Consider the following 16,633-nt stretch of genomic DNA (forward strand, 5'->3'; position numbering starts at 1 on the left):
ATGGAAGATGGTCAAAATCAACCTTTCTTGACATATTCGCTTTGCAAAATTCCCATATAGATGATGTCATGCCAGTTCCCGCCCCGGAACAGGCTCTGTCTCGCACTGCCTTCACGCGTGAAGCCAGCCTTCTCGTACAAACGAATCGCCCGTTGATTAAACGAGAATACGCGCAACCCCAGCCGGTGCAGATTCATTTCAAGGAAGGCATAATCCAGCAGGAGCCGCATCGCTTCGGCGCCGTACCCCTGCCCCCAGCAGTCTTTGTCTCCGATGTCGAGGATGCATTCCGCGTTGCGGTTCTTGAGGTCGATCTGGATAAGCGACATGATGCCGATCGGCTTGCCCGACTCCTTCAGCAGGAGCAGATAGCTTTTCGACGAGGCTGAGCCCATGATGACATGCTGCACAAAATCTCTGGTTTCCTCCATCGTATACGCGTCCAGGAATGGACTCGTCGATTTCATAACCTCCTGGTCGTTTCTCCATGCATGATAGAGCTCGGCATCTTCCATGGTCATTTTTCGGCAAACCAAACGTTCGGATTGGAATAGCATTTTTTCACTCTCCTATGGATAAATCGGGATAACCATCCGTACTCGAGGGCTTCAGCATTAGCTTCAGTATGTTCCGGAACACATCCAGCTGCTGTTCCGCCCAGGTCGCATCCGGTCCAAGCTGATACGTATCCAGCATCAGGCCGTTGAGAAAAGAGAGGATATACCCCGCAAGGCTCCGCGCATCCTGCAGCGGCTGGAACTCCCCCCGCTCCTCCCCGGCCCGAATCACCCGGCTGATCGCATCGACGGCATTCTCGTAACGCTGCCGGATATACGGATAATGCTTCTTGTCCTTCACATAGGCGGAGGAGAGAAAGAACTCTGCCCGCGCCCGCACCAGCGAATGCTGAAGCTTCATCAGATCCTGCTCGATTTCACCCAGCCACTTCATGAGCATCCCCCATACCGGGGACTGCAGTTCCGGCCCGGTCCACTGAAACAGCTCCTCATCGTCATATCGCAGCACTTCCATGAAGACATGCTCCAGATTGTCAAAATAAGCATACAGCGCACCGCGCGATATGCCGGCCTCATCCGTAATGTCCTGCATGACGGCATGGGCGAAGCCTTTCCGGATGAAGACGCGTCTTGCGGCAGCCGCGATCTCCCGCTTCTTCGTTTCTTTGTACTCGTCGCTGACCCTCGGGCACATGGGAAATATCATCTCCGTTTTTTTAAAATAGACATTATTGTCGTTATTTGTATTCAGTATAAACGACATTGATGTCGTTTTCAATCAAGAACGGACCATTCTTTGAAAACGGCTTGTTCTATGAATGGCTTCCGACATATCCGTCAACATTCGCGAAATGCTGCATATATATGGGGGAGAGCGAAGAGAGGTGATGCAACATCATAAGGGGGATCTACCGCGTACTCGTGTTTGCGCTTCTGCTGATTTTTCTTCTCCCGTCAGGAGCCCACGCCGCTTCCGGGCAGAAGCTGGACAGCAAATACACCCGGTACGCACAGTTCATCGTCATTGACAAATCCAGCAACAAACTGATGTATTACGAAAAAGGCAAGCTGATTAAATCGTTTTCCGTAGCCACAGGAAAAAAGCCCTCCTATACGCCGGAAGGCCTGTTCAAGATTCACGAGAAGGTGAAGAACCGCCCCTATTACAAGGAACGCATCAAGGGCGGCGATCCGCGGAATCCGCTCGGAGCCCGCTGGCTTGGCATTAATGTAAAAATAAACGGAAAAGTCAGCTATGCATACGCGATTCATGGAACGAATAACCCCGGCTCCATAGGCAAGTACGTCTCCGCAGGCTGCATCCGCATGCACAATAAAGACGTCATCTGGCTGTATGACCGGGTTAAGATGAGCACGCCCGTCCTCATTCAAAAATAATACCGTTTTTACCCCAAAGCCGGACGTGACCTGTAATCGCGTACGGCTTTTTAAATATGTTGATGCTGCTTTGCCCGCTTCGCATTCCAGGCTGGTGCCTAGGAGCCGTATTCAGCTCCGAATTCGATGATGTTCCGGTCCGGGTCCAATACGAAGATCTGGGCAAAACCTGCTACGCTATCAGGGCTAGCCACATATTCAACGCCCATCCGATCAAGCCACGCCTTGGTTTCGCTATAGCTCTTCACCCAGATGGAAAAATGGCCGTCCGTCGTATCCATCCCCCGCTCCCGCAGCGTATCGCTGATCGGATGCTCCAGCAAATGCAGCTGCTGATCGCCAACCTCATACCATATTCCCTTCGATTGAAACGGCGGACGCGGGATTTCCCGGAACTTCAGGATATCCGAGTAGAATGCCCTTGCCTTGTCCAAATCCCTGACCGCCAAGCTGACATGATGAATTCGCTCGAATTGAATCATGAATGATATCCCCTCCTTGCAATTGTGCATTTGATTGTATGATTGTTCATTGTACAGGAAAACTTATATAACGTTAATGACCCGCAAAGGAATTACAGAGGAGGAGCGAGTAGATGGATATTCACACGAATGAATATAAAATCGCTGCGTTAAACGGAAACGAAGGCACCTTGAAGGCGATTGAAGATGCGGAAACGAAAATTGCGGAGCTCACCGGCAAGGAGATTACGCTGATCGCCTACGAGAAAAAGCAGGACGGCAGCGAACAGCAGTAGGCTTATTTTGTCCTAAGAGACGAGCTGAACCATAAGAGCTTTTGAAAAATCCGTCCCGTTTAACGAATAAGGAGCTGCCCCTAAGCCAGGTTTTACGAAACCCGGATAGGGACAGCTCCTTTATTCATATGCGGCAAAGCCCGAGCTCCTGCATTCGCAGCCGGGCCTTGCCCTTGACAACGCATCGCTTCATGCTCAACGATGAGTTTCTTGCTTAGCGGGCGGTCTTTATGCCCAAAGTGACGATTTCATAAGGTTTGACCGTCATGGAATAGCTTCTGTCTGCGCTGAAGGCTTGAACATCGCCCTCATCCTCCAGAATCGTACTCTTATAGACGCCTTCGCAAGCCAGTTCGGATTGCAGCCCGAGCTCTGCTTGCGTACCGGCCATGTTGAACCAGCGCAGCATCAGGTCGCCCGTCCGTTCGCTGATCTTCATCGAAGAGAAGGCCAGCTCCCGGTCGCTGCGGCTCCAGCCGAGCGGCGCGTACGTCGTCGGAATCGATCCTTCATGAATGCTGGTCTGTGCGGCCGTCCAAGGCACCTGGAACTGGTATGCTTCGGCGTAGGCGCCGGGGCCGATGCCATCGCCCTGATGCGGGATGACCTCCATGCGAACGGTGAATTCGCCGATGCACTGGGCTTCCGGCGTAGGGAAGTAGCCCCAGTCGCCAAGCTCGCCTACGGAACGAAGCAGCGTCACCGCAATCGTGTTGCGCCCGTCGCGCAGCACCTCGTATTCATTCAAGCCCTGATTCGCCACGGTAAGTCCGGCCTCCGAAGTGCTTACATCGACAAATGCCTGCTGGTGGGCCGTATTGCTCGGATTGGTCCACTCCTCTGCCGGCACATTGCTGCGCTCGGCAACCTCGAACATCGAGTCGACCAAATGGGTCTTCGTCTCTAGATCGGTCGGGAACAAGGCGCGCACGCGATGATCCTTCGCCCGGTTATCGAGGGTGGCCTCAATTTCAACCCCGCGGCCGCTCTTGTTCAGAGCAACGACGGTACGGATCTTCATCGGAACCGTCTCGGTGACCCGCTGTGCCTTGCGCTGCGGGTAGTATACAAGCTCGATCTGCTCCGCTTCCAATCTGCTGTCCGCCGATGCCGGGACTTCCCAGTCATGCACAATCTCGATGGCAGCCCGGTACGGCGTATCCTCTACCACCCGGATCTGCGCAGGAAGACCTTTCGTCGTAAGCGCTGCTTCGCCGTTCGGCTGTTTGTACATGTATTCGTTGCCGATGTCCCCGGTATCCTCATAAACGCCGAGGTCGCGGTACACCTGTCCGCCCTTTTTATTGGTCAAGGTAAAGGATCCGTCTGCAGCAATTTCAACCTTCAGCCATGCGTTCTCCAATACGTTCTCTCCGCTGATCAGCGAAGCTCCCTCCGGAGCGGCTGCACCGCACTTGACCCAAGCGTACGTAGCGAAGCCGACAGCTGGCACTTCACTTGCCTCGAAGGTCAATCTGACCCTGCGCGCCATGTACGGCTGACGGAACCGGTCGTCCGGCAAATCGTAGCCGAACTGCACGCCGAGATCCTCCACCGTGCAAGGCAATGCCTCGCCCTTGTCATTAACGAGTACGCGGCCCGACAGGTCCAGTTCCTTCATCCGGCGGCTCGTTTCTTCCAGCGTAAAGCCTTCGCGGAAATAGAGACGCTTCGCATCAAGCTCGACCGTAACCGTGCCGCTGCGGCTCCAGCCGGTCGTATTCCATACGACCAGCGGCAGTGCATCCTCGCCATACTGCGTGAAAGCCGATGTATCCACCGAATCCGCAATCACGCGCACGCTGTCCGCTACGATCGATTCCGCCACGTGACGGCTCTTCTCAAAGCGCGTCACCATTTCGCGGTGAACCTCGTCCACGCTGCAGCCGCAGATGCTGTCATGCGGATGATTCTGCATCAGCGTCTTCCAGGCATACGTGAACAGGTGGTGCGGGTACTCCAGGCCGAGCAGGCTTGCATGGGATGCAAGCGGCTCCGCAACCTTCTCAAGCAAAGTCTGCCCTCGCTGGTTCATCTGCTTCAGGTAGACGCGCGCCGAGGCAGTGTTGACCAGGGTGCCCCAGCCGTCCGTCCGCTGGCTGCGCAGCTCGCCCTTCACGGAGGACAAATCCTCAGGCAGCTTGTCCCGCAATGCCTTCAAATAATCGTCGAAGTTCGAATGGATGAACTCCGTGTCCGGATACAGCTTTCTTGCCGTGCGGATCGCTTCCGCAAGATCGCGCTGGATCGGCTGATGGTCGCACCCGTTCATGTATAGCAGCTCCGGTGTCGATGCATATTTCTCGGCATCTGCCAGCTTGCGGTCCCAGAATTTGCGGGCTTCCTCTTCATCCACGGGAACCTCGTTTCCGTTGCTGTACCAGTTCGCGAACAGAATGCCCAGCACCTTGGAGCCGTCCGGGCTCTCCCACATTAATTCGGAGAACGACGACTCATAGCCGCCGTCGGAGACGGTGTTATTGAAGCCCGTCGGCTTCACGCCGCGTCCGAAAAAGGCATTGTCGATCCCGGATTGACGCATCAGCTGCGGGATTTGTCCCGTCAGCCCGAACGTATCCGGGAAATAGCCGATTTTAGCCGCCGAGCCGTAGCGTTCCGCATCCTGGTGCCCGATCTGCATGTTCCGCACGTTGGCTTCGCTGCTTGTCAGGAACGCATCCTGCAGAATATACCACGGGCCGATGATGATGCGGCCGTCCGCGATCAGCTTCAGCAGCTGCTCCTTCTTCTCGGGTCTAACCTGCAGATAGTCCTCGATGATGATGGTCTGGCCGTCAAGGAAGAAGCTGCGGTACTCGGAATCCTTCTCCATCGTCTCCAGCAGGCTGTCCATCAGCTGAATCAGCCGGACATGATGCTTCTCATACGGCAGATACCACTCTCGATCCCAGTGCGTATGTGAAATGATATGTGCTTTTCTCGATTGTTCCATCTCTCGCGTCCCCCTTGTTACCGCTAGGATACGGTAATTTCAACTTCACGTTCCCGATAGACTGCCAGCAGCGCGCCGGCTGCATCGACCGCGAACAATACCGAACGATCCGCCTCAAGCGTAAACGAATAGCTGCGTCCGGTAGCCGGATCCATCACTTCAACCGGAGCGTCCCACGACTGCTCCGATCCGAATACGAAGAGCGCACCTTTATCAAACGATAGCTTCCGGCCATAAACGCCGGACCACTCGCCGCCCTGCTTCCATACCAGTCCCGTATCCGGACCGGACAGCTCCAGCGCATATCGGTACAGCGCAACGAGCGTATCGGTTCGGTCATTCAGTTCTACCGGCAGCGGACACCAGAGGAGTTGTCCCTGTCCGAGCTTCACTTCCTGCACCGGATATCCGGCAGCCGAACCTGAAGTGCTGCCCGCAATGCCTGCGGCCGGCACTTCCTTCGCCAGCTCGGCAATCTTTCGGTGGCCGTAGGATACGGCCATCAGCCGATCGCCGATGCGGACGCTTTCCTCGCGGCGGACGTTAGCCAGCTCACGTACACCGAGCTCGTCGGCTAGACGGTTCACGGGATGCCAATATGCGTCCAGCCCGATCGGACCGGTTACCAGAAGCGTTGCACCCGTACTTTTAACGATGTCGATCAGCTCGTCGAAAGCCTGGTCGTCCACATTATGGGCGCTTGGCAGAATGATCAGCTTCACCGGCTGATCCCGCAGGGAGCTAAGATCGTATTCGCCGACGGCGCGGAACGGCGCGTTCAGCTCATAAGCCAGTGCCCGCGTCGCCTTGGTCGTTGCCTCGAAGGCCAGCTTGCGGTTCGAGAAATCGTTCGAGTACGGGAATACCACGGCGGTCTCCTCCAGCTTCCGGCCGGTAAACAGATCCCGGATTCCGGCCATGAACGCTCCGAAGTCATAGGAGACGTCCGCCTCCGGCTTCTCCGTGCCGTCAGCGCGCAGCGCCCCGATATGGGATTCATTCGCATTATCCATATAGAAGTTCGTATTCCAGATCCAGTGGATCGCCCCCGCACCTCCCGTGGAGAATGCGTATGCGTATTTACGCTCAAGCAGGTTCCGCAGCTCGGCTTCGCTCCGCTTCGCCCGGCCGTCAGGGGTTTCAACATACATAATGCCCGTTTCCTGAATCAGATTGGGCTTATCCGGCGTTTTGGCAAAAATGCCGTCCCAAATCAAATAATCGTTCAGCCACCAGGAATGCACCGTGGTGTAATCCACCGCTTCCGCATAGAAGAACGGGGACGGCCGCTGCGCGCCGAGGGCCTCGTCCTGCCCCACGGTCACCATATGGTTCGGGCATACATCCTTGATCGTCAAATACAGCTTCTTGGCCCAGCGGTTGTGCATCTCCATGGAGAACAGCACATAATCGAGCCAGCGCGTGCCCTTCTTGCCTTGGTGCATATCCTGCACATCGAAGTTGATCTCCTCGGGCTCCGGCACAGCCGCCGCTTCGAATGAAGGAAGCTGCTCAGGCGTCATATTCCAACGCTCCTGAAGCCGATCGATCGAGCCGTGACGCTCCTTCAGCCATTCGGCAAAGGCCTGCCGCTCATAGGAATCCCGCGCGGAACGCGGCCCATCCGAGAAGATGCGCGGAGGATCGAACATGGACGGCTCGTTGATCAAGTCCCAGTCCACGTTCTTCGTATTCTTATGTCTTGACACAATCGAGCGGATAAACCGTTTCTGCGCTTCAACGCTGCGCGGATCCAAATAAGGATTGGTGCCTTCCCATGTCTCCGGCGTAAAGGAGAAGAAGGTGAAGGTCACCTGCAAATCATGCTTTTTCGCCGTCATCAAAAATGCGTCGATCGAGCGCAGCACCTCTTCGGATGCATGTCCGTCGACCTGCATCACGTTCCGGTAGGCCGTCCAGATGCCCGTGCGAATCCAGTTAATGCCGGCCTTGCTCATCTGCGCCATATCCCGGTCCCAGACGTCGGTATTCGGTAGGAACAGGAATTTCCGCGCCACATCGGAGGTCATGTAGGTCATGCCCACCACAGGCAGCGGACGTCCGTCCTTGATAAAATAATCCCGGTTGCAGCTGACCGGCGTTCCTGCCTGAAGCAGCTCCGCATCCGCTCCCCAGAAGCCCTGTTTCAGCCTGCGAACCTCACCGTCCGGACCTTGGGCTTCACATACGACGCGATAAGCGCCCGGCTTGATATCAAGCGGAACCGAAATCCGCTCCACATGGAACTGACCGTTAACGCCTGCTTGATGATCCCGGGTCCAGCGCAATGCTTCATCCTGCTCATGGGTCACCGTAATGCGGAATGTCCAATCCTGCGGCTCGGCGATAGGCAGAGCGCGTCCCAGTCTCTGCGTCTGCAGTGTAAGGACGGCGCGCTCGCCGGCTTCATACGAAGCGTAGTTCGGTTTGATCCACAGCTCCGTCACGCCGGCAGCCGTGAATGCAGCCCACCGACGTACCTCCTCTCCCCCGCCCTCTTCCCAGAAGCGAGGGGAGAGGGGCTGGTTCACCAGAAGCCAGCGGCCGCCGGCGTACGGGCCGCCTACATGCTCCCACAGCACCGCAGGAGCGGCGACATCGCGGCCCTCGGCCGTCATTCCCTTAAGCAGCGCATAAATGCGGGTGTCCATCGGGCCTGCCGAACCCATTTGATGCGGAAGGTCGCTGCTCTTGGTTACGTGCGGAACCAGGTTCCATGTATCCGCTACCTGCAGCAGCTCCCGGCTGTTCTCCATCAAGGGAATCTCGTCGCTGGCTTCCAAACGGTCCACGCGCCCGCAATCGACCGGCAGCGCTTCATGGATATGCAGCTGCTGATGATAGGCCGTCTGCTCATGCTCGATTATCCAGCGGCCGTCCTCGAAACGTACCGGGCGCTTGAAAGGCGCGCCCCCGATGCTTACGAGACCGCCTCCGTTCCGAAGGAAATCCAGGATGGAGCGCCATGCGGATTTCGGAAAATACGGAGCGTGCAGGTTGACCAGGCTTGCCCCCGGTCCCGCTGCAGACAACGCTTCCGCAAGCTCATCGGCACGGCACACGAGGCCAAACGATTCCAGACTTGCTGCAGAAGCCGGCAGCCCGGCGGCTTCCGCCGCCGGAAATGCCGGATCATACAATACGATCAGACGCCCGCTCATAGAATCCCCGCCTTCATCGCCTGATAGACCAGCTGCGAGAAGAGGCTGTTGGACCAGGCGAACCATGATCTGGTGAATTCGGACGGATTATCGGCATGGAACCCTTCGTGCATGAAGCCCGTATCGGCATCCGTCGCTTCAAGAAGCGCGATCATCTCCAGCTTCTCTTCGGCGGTCTGTGCCGTCAGCCCCTGCATCGATAATGCCATATGCCAAATATAGCCCGGCGGCGTATGCGGACTGCCGATGCCTTTGGCCGCGGTGCCCTCGTAATAGAACGGGTTTTCTTTGCTAAGCGCGAACCGGCGGGTGTTCTGATAGATCGGATCATCCGCCGTAACGTATCCAAGATACGGAATTGACATCAAGCCCGGCGTTCCCGCATCGTCCATGAGGCAGTAATTGCCGAATCCGTCGGTTTCGTAGGCGTAGATCGGCCCAAACTCCGGATGACGGTAAATCCCGTACAGCTGAATGCCGTGGTCAACGTCGGCTTCAAGGCGCTTCAGCTCGTCCAGGAGCGCCATATCCCGGAACACCCACTCGGCGAACTCCTGCATTTGGCGCAGGGCAACGACCGCGAACATATTGCCCGGAATATTGTAGTGGAAATCGCATGCGTCATCGCTGGAGCGGAAGCCGGACCAGATCATGCCCGTATAATTGACTGGCATGCCTAGACCATCATTGCGAAGAGAATCCGTCGGGATGCCGTTGTTGCGGGTAAACCGGTACGGCGACTTTTCGAAATGGCGCTGCTCGGTTTTGAACAGCTCCACGATTTTCAGCATTGCGGATTTAAAGTTCGCGTCGAACACGTCCGTAAGTCCCGTTTCTTTCCAATACAGATAGGCCAGGCGGACGGAGAAGCAAAGCGAGTCGATCTCGAATTTCCGTTCCCACACCCATGGCGACATGTCGGTTACGTCCGTCGTGTTCCAATGCCAGTCGTTGGCCGACTCATTAAAAGCATTCGCGTAAGGATCGATATGAATATATTGAAAATGACGTTTGATCAACCCGCTCAATATACGCTGGAGCTGCGGATCTTCCTTCGCAAACGGGATATAGTGGACGACCTGCTCCACCGAATCGCGCAGCCACATCGCAGGGATATCGCCAGTGATGACGAAGGTCGTGCCGTCGTCCATCAGCTTCGTGGTCGTCTCCAGCGTGTTCGGAAAGCAGTTCTTGAAGAGGCGCAGCAGCTTCGGACGGTGCGCCAGCTTCTCCTCTGCTTCCTCTAGCACGGCCTGGATTGATGCCGGCAGCTCGAGTGCAGGCATCGGGATTTTGGGGAGTCTGAATTGTTCCATGTTGTTCTGGCTCCTTCTTGTTCAGTAATGTGTCGTTCCTAGTTCATAGTTCTTAATTTGATCGTTCGGATCTCGTACGGCTTAAATTCAAGCTTCAAGCTGCCGGCTTCGCAAACGATCGGTTCAAGCTCCTCTTCAAGCGCATTGGAAAGGTACGCCGCTTCATAAGCGTGAGGCCATCCAAGCCTCACTTCCTCCCGGCCTCCGGCTGATTCGTAGAGACGCAGAATATAACCGCTGCCGTCCTCTGCCGGCTTAACCGTATCCAGCACGACATGCACGCTTTCCAGCTCGATCCATGAATGAACCGGCGCAAGGGTGCCTTTCTTCGGACTCGTCTTCAAGCAAGGGAGCTCGTGATTCAGTTCGGCAGCCTTGCGTACAACTCCTGCTTGTCTCCAATCTCCTTCATGCGGATAGAGCGAATAAGTGAATACATGCTCGCCCAGATCGGCCGTCTGATCCGGCCATTTCGGTGCTCTTAGGAGCGACAGCCGAATGGTGCTGTCCTGGATGTCATAGCCGTACTTGCAGTCATTGATCAAGCTGACGCCGTATCCATGCTCGGATACGTCCGCAAACCGGTGGCCGCACACCTCATATTGAGCCTGTTCCCAGCTCGTATTCCGGTGGGTCGGGCGTTCGATCGTGCCGAACGGGATTTCATAGGTCGCCTTGTCGGCCACGACGTCGATCGGAAAGCTGACCTTCAGCAGCTTGTGCGATTCGTTCCAGCTGACATGCGTCTGAAAATCGATTCGCTTGTCATGGTGATACAGGATCATGTCCTGCGTGATGACAGATTCATGGATGCGCCAGCTAAAGCGCAGCACGTCCTGAACGTCACCTTGATGCGCCAGCTGCTTTCCGATCAGTTCGGCGTCGCCGGCCGGCTGATCTTCATAGCGGGTATCGATATCCCACGCATCCCACAGCGTCGGACGGTCATGGAAGAAATGGAAGCGGTTCGCCGACTCGCCCGGCTTTACGATTTCACGCTGCGCTTCCTTGTCCCACAGACTCGTAATTTCGCCGCGGTCATTGAACCTGATCCGGTAATATTTCGTCTCCCAAACATCGCCAAGCTGAATCTGCGCTATTGCAAGCGCCGAACCCGCATCTCCACCATCCGGTCCATCGTTCGGCTTGTCGTTCCGATCATCGTTCCGTCCATTGATCAAGTCATCATTCGAGCCTTCGCCGGATCCGTTAGCGCCGGTAGCCTTGAGCCAAATCGTTGTGTATCCAAAGCCCGGAATGGCGGGAACGTAAACATGCATGCTCTTCGGTTCTGCATCCGACTCCCCGGGGATCATATCGTACAGAAGCGGCGTTCCGTCCGCATCATGCGGTGCAAGTCCGGCAAACGCCTCATCCTCCTGTAAGGATATGACGGCATCCCGGGTCCATCCGAGCCCGTTAAATACAACATAAGGGATGCCTTCCCCATCAGTATTGATCTGTTCCGCTACCGCCTTCACAGCTGTATGAAGGCTTGTCTGTCCGAGCTTGAATACCTCTTTGTATTCCTTCTCCGACGTGACATACGATTCCGTTATCGCCGACCCCGGAATAATATCGTGGAACTGGTTAAGCAGAATCAGCTTCCAGCCTTCATGCAGCGAGCGGAGCATGCCCTTGCGCTCGCCTGAATTCAGTGCAGGGAATGCCATGGTGCCCCACAGCTCCGCCTCCCGGTACAGGATTTCGGCTTTGCGGTTATGCCGCTTGTTGCGGGCATGCGTCGTGTACGTACCGCGATGGAGCTCAAGATACAGATCTCCCCGCCATTTCGGGAGCTTCGGCTGCCGCTCTTCGATACCATCGAAAAATTCCGCTGCCGTGCTGTACTTGCTGGCAGGCTGCCCGACCATCAGGTCGGCTCGCTGAATGTTCTCCAGCATCTCGCGGGTTACGCCGCCTCCGCCGTCGCCATGCCCGTAGAGCAGCATCTGCTCGGGATGAACGGCCTTCTGCCGGTAGGACTGCCAATGATCGTGCACGTCCTTCGGCAGCGTGTTCTCGTTCACGCCGTGATTCAGATAGGACAGCATCGGCGTTCCGTCAATGCCGACCCAGTGGAACAGGTCATACGGGAAAACGTTCGTATCATTCCAGCCGAGCTTCGTTGTCATGAAGTAACGGATGCCGCCATGCTTCAAAATCTGAGGCAAGGAGGCGCAGTAACCGAACGTGTCCGGGAGCCATTCGATATGCGAGCGTCTGCCGAACTCCTCCTGGTAAAAGAGCTGGCCGTACAGCATCTGCCGCATCAGCGACTCCCCGCTCGGAATGTTGAGATCGGGCTCGACCCACATTCCGCCGACAAGCTCCCAGCGTCCTTCCTTAATTCTGGCCTTCACCCGCTCGTACAGCTCGGGATCATGATCCTTCAGGAACTGATAGAGCAGCGGCTGGCTCTGGGCGTAACGATACTCCGGATATTCGTTCATAAGCGCATCGACCGTCGAGAAGGTCCGGCTCGTCTTACGCACCGTTTCGCGGACCGGCCACAGCCAGGCGATGTCGATGTGCGACTGTCCGACCATATGCTCGGTGCCCTCACTGTTCCCTCCGATGAGCTTGACCCTCCGGACAAGCTCCTGCTCCAGCTCGGTTACCGCGGCACCTTCCCGGATTGAGCCTTCATCCATGCTGACGAAGGCGTCCATGGACGCATGCAGCGCTTCCATAAGCCGGATGCGCCGCATATCGGACTCCGGCAGCAGCCTGAGCGAATCTCTCACGATGGTAACGGTGTACATCAAGCTTTGGACCGGCCGGTTCACCTTCACGAGCTGGCTTGACACGCGCGTAATCGGCGGCTGAATAACCGCCTGCTGATTCAGCGGGTCAACCGGCTCCGGAATCGGATCGTACAGCTCGATTTCGAGCTCCATCCGGGTGCCCGTCCGCTGGGGATCAAGGGTGACCAAGGTATGGTTGCGATCCAGGCCTTGATAAGACGCTCCATTTACGCGCAGCAGGCCCTCACCGCCGGACTCGAATATAAGCCCTACCGTTCCCGCTTCCTCCAGCCACTCCTTCGGCAGCTCCAGTCTGCGGCGGAAGAAATATGTCGTTCCCTGCTTGCTCGGAAACCGATCGAAGTCTTCGCCTTCCGTGTAAGGCGCCGAATTCTCGTACACCCCCGGCACCACGTAGGTGGACCGGGTAATGCTCCAATCTCTCAACGAAACGGATTCCAGCCATTGCCGCTCCGACAATTCGCGAATAAACCGTCTGATTCTCTCCATGGGCATCAGTCCTCCTGCACGGTCAAATCCGCGCTGAGCGTGTCGTTCACATGCCTTCCGACCATGACCCGGAACAAGCCGGGCTCAACGACGGGTTGATAGTTTTGCCCGATATACTGAAGCTGCTCGGGGCCGACAGTAAATTCGATTCGCTGTTTCTCTCCGGGTTCAAGGTATATTTTACGGAAGCCCTTGAGCTCCTTGGCCGGTCTTGTAAATCGGCTTGCCGCATCATTAATGTATAGCTGCACGACTTCGGCTCCGGCTACGCTGCCGCTGTTCTCCACATTCACCGTGACGACCGCGGTTTCGCCCGTTTTTATCGCTTGCGGGGTCACCTGAAGATCGGAATACCGGAACTCCGTATAGCTGAGTCCGTAACCGAACGGGTATTGCGGCTGTGAATCCTCCTCAAGGTATCGCTTGCCGCGGGACCGCTTGCCGTTATAGTACACGGGAAGCTGCCCGACATGCTTCGGAATCGAAATCGTGAGCTTTCCGGACGGATTCACGTCCCCGAACAGAATGTCCGCGACCGCGTGGCCGCCTTCCTGCCCCGGATACCAAGCCTCCAGAATGGCATCTGCATGCCGGTCGATCCACGGCTCGGCAATCGGCCGCCCGTTGATGTAAACGACAACCAGACGCTTCCCAAGCTTGTGGATCTCCCGGGCCAGCTCCAGCTGGACGCCGGACAGCTGGAGCGTCATCCGGTCGATGCCTTCCCCGCAGTCCATATCGCTCCAGTCATTGCCTGTAACCTTGGAGGCACCTGTCCGCAGATCGATGGTGCCTTCGCCGAAATCGCGGGCACTTGAGCCCCCGAGCACCAATACAACCGTATCGGCCTGCCCGGCGCAGGAAAGCGCCAGCTCGAAGCCTTCGCGGGAATCCCCGTTGATCCGGCAGCCGGGCGCATACAGCACGCGCCCTTTGTCCCCTCCAAGCTTCGCGCGGATGCCCTCCAGCACCGTTACGACGCGGGACGGAGGCTGAGGCGAGGTGTAATCCCCGAGCTGATTATAGCCCTGGTCGGCATTCGGTCCGATGACGGCAATAACGCCGTCTTCTTTGGAGAGCGGCAGCGTGCTGCCTTCATTCTTAAGCAGCACGATTCCTTCGGCCGCGAGCTGTCTGGCCATCTCCCGGTGACGGGAGCAGCCGATCACCTGCTCCGCCCGCGCCGGGTCAGCATAAGGATTTTCGAACAAGCCAAGCTTGAACTTCAGCGTCAATACCCGTCGCACAGCCTCATCCAGCACCGAAACGTCCAGCCGCTTCTCTTGGACCGCACGCTCAAGATACATGCCGAACATCTCGCCGGACATCTCCATATCGATGCCGGCCGATATCGCCGAAACGGCCGCGTCCATGCCATCCTCGGCCGTATCATGTCCCGCAGCCAGCATATTGATCGCGCCGCAGTCCGTAATGACCATGCCGTCGAAGCCCCACTCCTTGCGGAGCACGCCATCCAGCAGCTCCTCGTTCACGGTGCAAGGAACGCCGTCAATTTCGTTATAAGCCGGCATGATGGAGGCAGCGCCAGCTTCAACGGCCTTCTTGAACGGATACATGTCCACTTCCATCAGCTCGCGCGTTCCCATATGGACAGGGCCGGCATTTCTGCCGCCTTCCGAGCTTCCGTAGCCGACGAAATGTTTCAGGGTGGCTGCCACGCTGGCCTCTCCGTCAAGAGATTCGCCCTGCAGCCCTTCAACCGATGCGGCAGCGAATTCCCCGATCAGATACGGATCTTCGCCGAAGCACTCCTCCGTACGTCCCCATCTCGGATCACGCACGACGTCAAGCACCGGCGAGTACGTCACCGCCCCACCCTGGCTGCGCGTTTCAAGCGCTACGGCGCGGCACATCTCGCGATACAGCTCGGTGTTCCACGTGCTGCCGAGCGACAGCGGAACAGGGAATACCGTCGCCCCGATCGCCATATGCCCATGCGAGCATTCCTCCCCGATCAGGATCGGAATGCCGAGCCGGGAATGCTCGACCGCATAGCGCTGGATTTCGTTCACAGCCTCTGCTCCTTCACGCGGGGACAGGCCCGTATCCAGCGTGACGCCGGTCCATGGGTCGGCACGCAGCGTGCCGTATAAGGAACCGACGCCCCCTTCCTTCACCTGCTCCTTGAACGACTCGGCCAGCGTGATCTTGCCATCCTTCGACTCATACGTTTTCCAGCCGAAGGGCTGGACCAGCTGACCGACCTTTTCCTTCACCGTCATAAGGCTTAGTAGATGCTCTACCCGCTGGGCAATAGGCTTGCTGGGATCTTTATAACTCATCTTATCTCCTCCGCTCGCGTCCAGTAGTTTACTCTTTCACCGCGCCGATCGTCAGACCTTGAATGAAGTAACGCTGGAAGAAAGGATAGGCGAGAATGATCGGGCCCGTGGCCAGTACGACCATCGCCATCCGCGACGTATCCTGCGGCATGCTCTGAAGTGCAGCCATGCTCAGCGATGAATTTTGGGAATTTTGCAAAATGAACTGCATGCTGGTTTCGATCCGCATCAGCATCGATTGCAGCGGAACCAGATTCGGGTCATCGATATACAGAAGCGCATTGAACCAGTCGTTCCAATAGCCCAGTGTGCTGAACAGGCCGATGGTGGCCAAGCCCGGCAAGGACAACGGCAGCACCAGTTTATAGAATATTTTAAACTCGCTTGCACCGTCAATTTTTCCGGATTCAATGATGGCGTCCGGAACGCTCGTGCTGTAGAACGTACGGAGAATCATAATATAGAAGGCGTTCAGCGCCAGCGGCAGAATCAGCGCCCAGATCGTGTCCTTCAGGTTCAGCAGCTGGGTCGCCACGATATAGGTCGGCACCAGGCCGCCGTTAAACAGCATCGTGAAAAATGCGAAGAACGAGAAGAAATTACGATATCTGAAGCTCTTGCGGGAAATGGCATAGGCATAGAGCGAAATAATGAACAAGCTGATCAGCGTGCCCACAACGGTTACGAAGATCGTTACGCCGTAGGAACGGAGCAGCGTATCCCCTGTTTGGAATACGTACTTGTAGGCTTCCAGGCTCCATTTTTCCGGCCAAATCTGATAACCGTTCCGCGCCAGCGACGCCTCGTCCGTGAACGAAATGATCATGACGAACAGGAACGGGAACACGCACAGGAACGAGAAGATGCCGGCGATCAAGTTGAACACAACGTTCCATCCGGTGGACAGGTGGTGGAAATCCTTCATCTTGCTTCTTGCTTTAAACACATTACATACCTCCTTCTTTGAAAG

The 16,633-nt window shown here is 56.6% G+C and carries 11 protein-coding genes; 2 read left to right on the forward strand and 9 right to left on the reverse strand.

Features of this window, described 5'->3' with window-relative positions; translation table 11 throughout:
* Positions 1-17: 17 nt before the first annotated feature.
* Both NSQ46_RS20570 and NSQ46_RS20575 read right to left on the reverse strand, forming a co-directional pair.
* Positions 18-557, reverse strand: a complete 540-nt coding sequence (locus NSQ46_RS20570) for a GNAT family protein (RefSeq protein ID WP_342574527.1) — start codon at positions 555-557, stop codon at positions 18-20.
* Positions 558-561: 4 nt separating this feature from the next.
* Positions 562-1,212, reverse strand: a complete 651-nt coding sequence (locus tag NSQ46_RS20575) for a TetR family transcriptional regulator (protein ID WP_342574529.1) — start codon at positions 1,210-1,212, stop codon at positions 562-564.
* Positions 1,213-1,439: 227 nt separating this feature from the next.
* On the opposite strand from NSQ46_RS20575, the gene NSQ46_RS20580 reads away from it, so the two are divergent.
* Positions 1,440-1,916, forward strand: coding sequence for a L,D-transpeptidase (locus NSQ46_RS20580; protein ID WP_007129527.1), 477 nt, complete (start codon positions 1,440-1,442; stop codon positions 1,914-1,916).
* Between the two features lie 98 nt (positions 1,917-2,014).
* On the opposite strand, the gene NSQ46_RS20585 is transcribed toward NSQ46_RS20580, so the two are convergent.
* Positions 2,015-2,398, reverse strand: coding sequence for a VOC family protein (locus tag NSQ46_RS20585; RefSeq protein ID WP_342574531.1), 384 nt, complete (start codon positions 2,396-2,398; stop codon positions 2,015-2,017).
* Positions 2,399-2,511: 113 nt separating this feature from the next.
* On the opposite strand from NSQ46_RS20585, the gene NSQ46_RS20590 reads away from it, so the two are divergent.
* Positions 2,512-2,673: a hypothetical protein gene (locus NSQ46_RS20590; protein WP_007129525.1), complete on the forward strand. Its 162-nt coding sequence runs from the start codon at positions 2,512-2,514 to the stop codon at positions 2,671-2,673.
* Between the two features lie 214 nt (positions 2,674-2,887).
* On the opposite strand, the gene NSQ46_RS20595 is transcribed toward NSQ46_RS20590, so the two are convergent.
* The 6 genes from NSQ46_RS20595 to NSQ46_RS20620 are packed head-to-tail and all read right to left on the reverse strand — an operon-like array spanning position 2,888 to position 16,609.
* Positions 2,888-5,626 carry an alpha-mannosidase gene (locus NSQ46_RS20595; protein ID WP_342574533.1) on the reverse strand — a complete coding sequence of 913 codons (2,739 nt, stop codon included), beginning with the start codon at positions 5,624-5,626 and terminating at the stop codon, positions 2,888-2,890.
* A 23-nt stretch (positions 5,627-5,649) separates the two neighbouring features.
* Entirely contained in the window at positions 5,650-8,787 is a 3,138-nt protein-coding gene (locus NSQ46_RS20600) for an alpha-amylase family protein (RefSeq protein WP_342574535.1), read from the reverse strand.
* Positions 8,784-10,103 (reverse strand): glycoside hydrolase family 125 protein, encoded by a 1,320-nt coding sequence (locus NSQ46_RS20605; protein WP_007129522.1) that lies wholly within the window; start codon positions 10,101-10,103, stop codon positions 8,784-8,786. The genes NSQ46_RS20600 and NSQ46_RS20605 overlap by 4 nt, the downstream gene beginning before the upstream one ends.
* A 38-nt stretch (positions 10,104-10,141) precedes the next feature.
* Positions 10,142-13,360 carry an alpha-mannosidase gene (locus NSQ46_RS20610; RefSeq protein WP_342574537.1) on the reverse strand — a complete coding sequence of 1,073 codons (3,219 nt, stop codon included), beginning with the start codon at positions 13,358-13,360 and terminating at the stop codon, positions 10,142-10,144.
* Positions 13,361-13,365: 5 nt separating this feature from the next.
* On the reverse strand, positions 13,366-15,663 hold the full coding sequence (locus tag NSQ46_RS20615) for a glycoside hydrolase family 3 N-terminal domain-containing protein (protein WP_028406159.1): 2,298 nt from the start codon (positions 15,661-15,663) through the stop codon (positions 13,366-13,368).
* 28 nt (positions 15,664-15,691) lie between these two features.
* Positions 15,692-16,609 (reverse strand): carbohydrate ABC transporter permease, encoded by a 918-nt coding sequence (locus NSQ46_RS20620; protein ID WP_007129519.1) that lies wholly within the window; start codon positions 16,607-16,609, stop codon positions 15,692-15,694.
* Between the last annotated feature and the right edge of the window lie 24 nt (positions 16,610-16,633).

Source organism: Paenibacillus sp. FSL M8-0142 (genome assembly GCF_038597315.1).
GTDB lineage: Bacteria > Bacillota > Bacilli > Paenibacillales > Paenibacillaceae > Paenibacillus_AQ > Paenibacillus_AQ lactis.

Bases quoted from the DNA above. Each gene is read 5' to 3' on its own strand.
- NSQ46_RS20595 (WP_342574533.1), bottom strand. From the start codon at position 5,626: ATGGAACAATCGAGAAAAGCACATATCATTTCACATACGCACTGGGAT.
- NSQ46_RS20585 (WP_342574531.1), bottom strand. From the start codon at position 2,398: ATGATTCAATTCGAGCGAATTCATCATGTCAGCTTGGCGGTCAGGGAT.
- NSQ46_RS20590 (WP_007129525.1), top strand. From the start codon at position 2,512: ATGGATATTCACACGAATGAATATAAAATCGCTGCGTTAAACGGAAAC.
- NSQ46_RS20600 (WP_342574535.1), bottom strand. From the start codon at position 8,787: ATGAGCGGGCGTCTGATCGTATTGTATGATCCGGCATTTCCGGCGGCG.
- NSQ46_RS20605 (WP_007129522.1), bottom strand. From the start codon at position 10,103: ATGGAACAATTCAGACTCCCCAAAATCCCGATGCCTGCACTCGAGCTG.
- NSQ46_RS20570 (WP_342574527.1), bottom strand. From the start codon at position 557: ATGCTATTCCAATCCGAACGTTTGGTTTGCCGAAAAATGACCATGGAA.
- NSQ46_RS20615 (WP_028406159.1), bottom strand. From the start codon at position 15,663: ATGAGTTATAAAGATCCCAGCAAGCCTATTGCCCAGCGGGTAGAGCAT.
- NSQ46_RS20610 (WP_342574537.1), bottom strand. From the start codon at position 13,360: ATGGAGAGAATCAGACGGTTTATTCGCGAATTGTCGGAGCGGCAATGG.
- NSQ46_RS20575 (WP_342574529.1), bottom strand. From the start codon at position 1,212: ATGTGCCCGAGGGTCAGCGACGAGTACAAAGAAACGAAGAAGCGGGAG.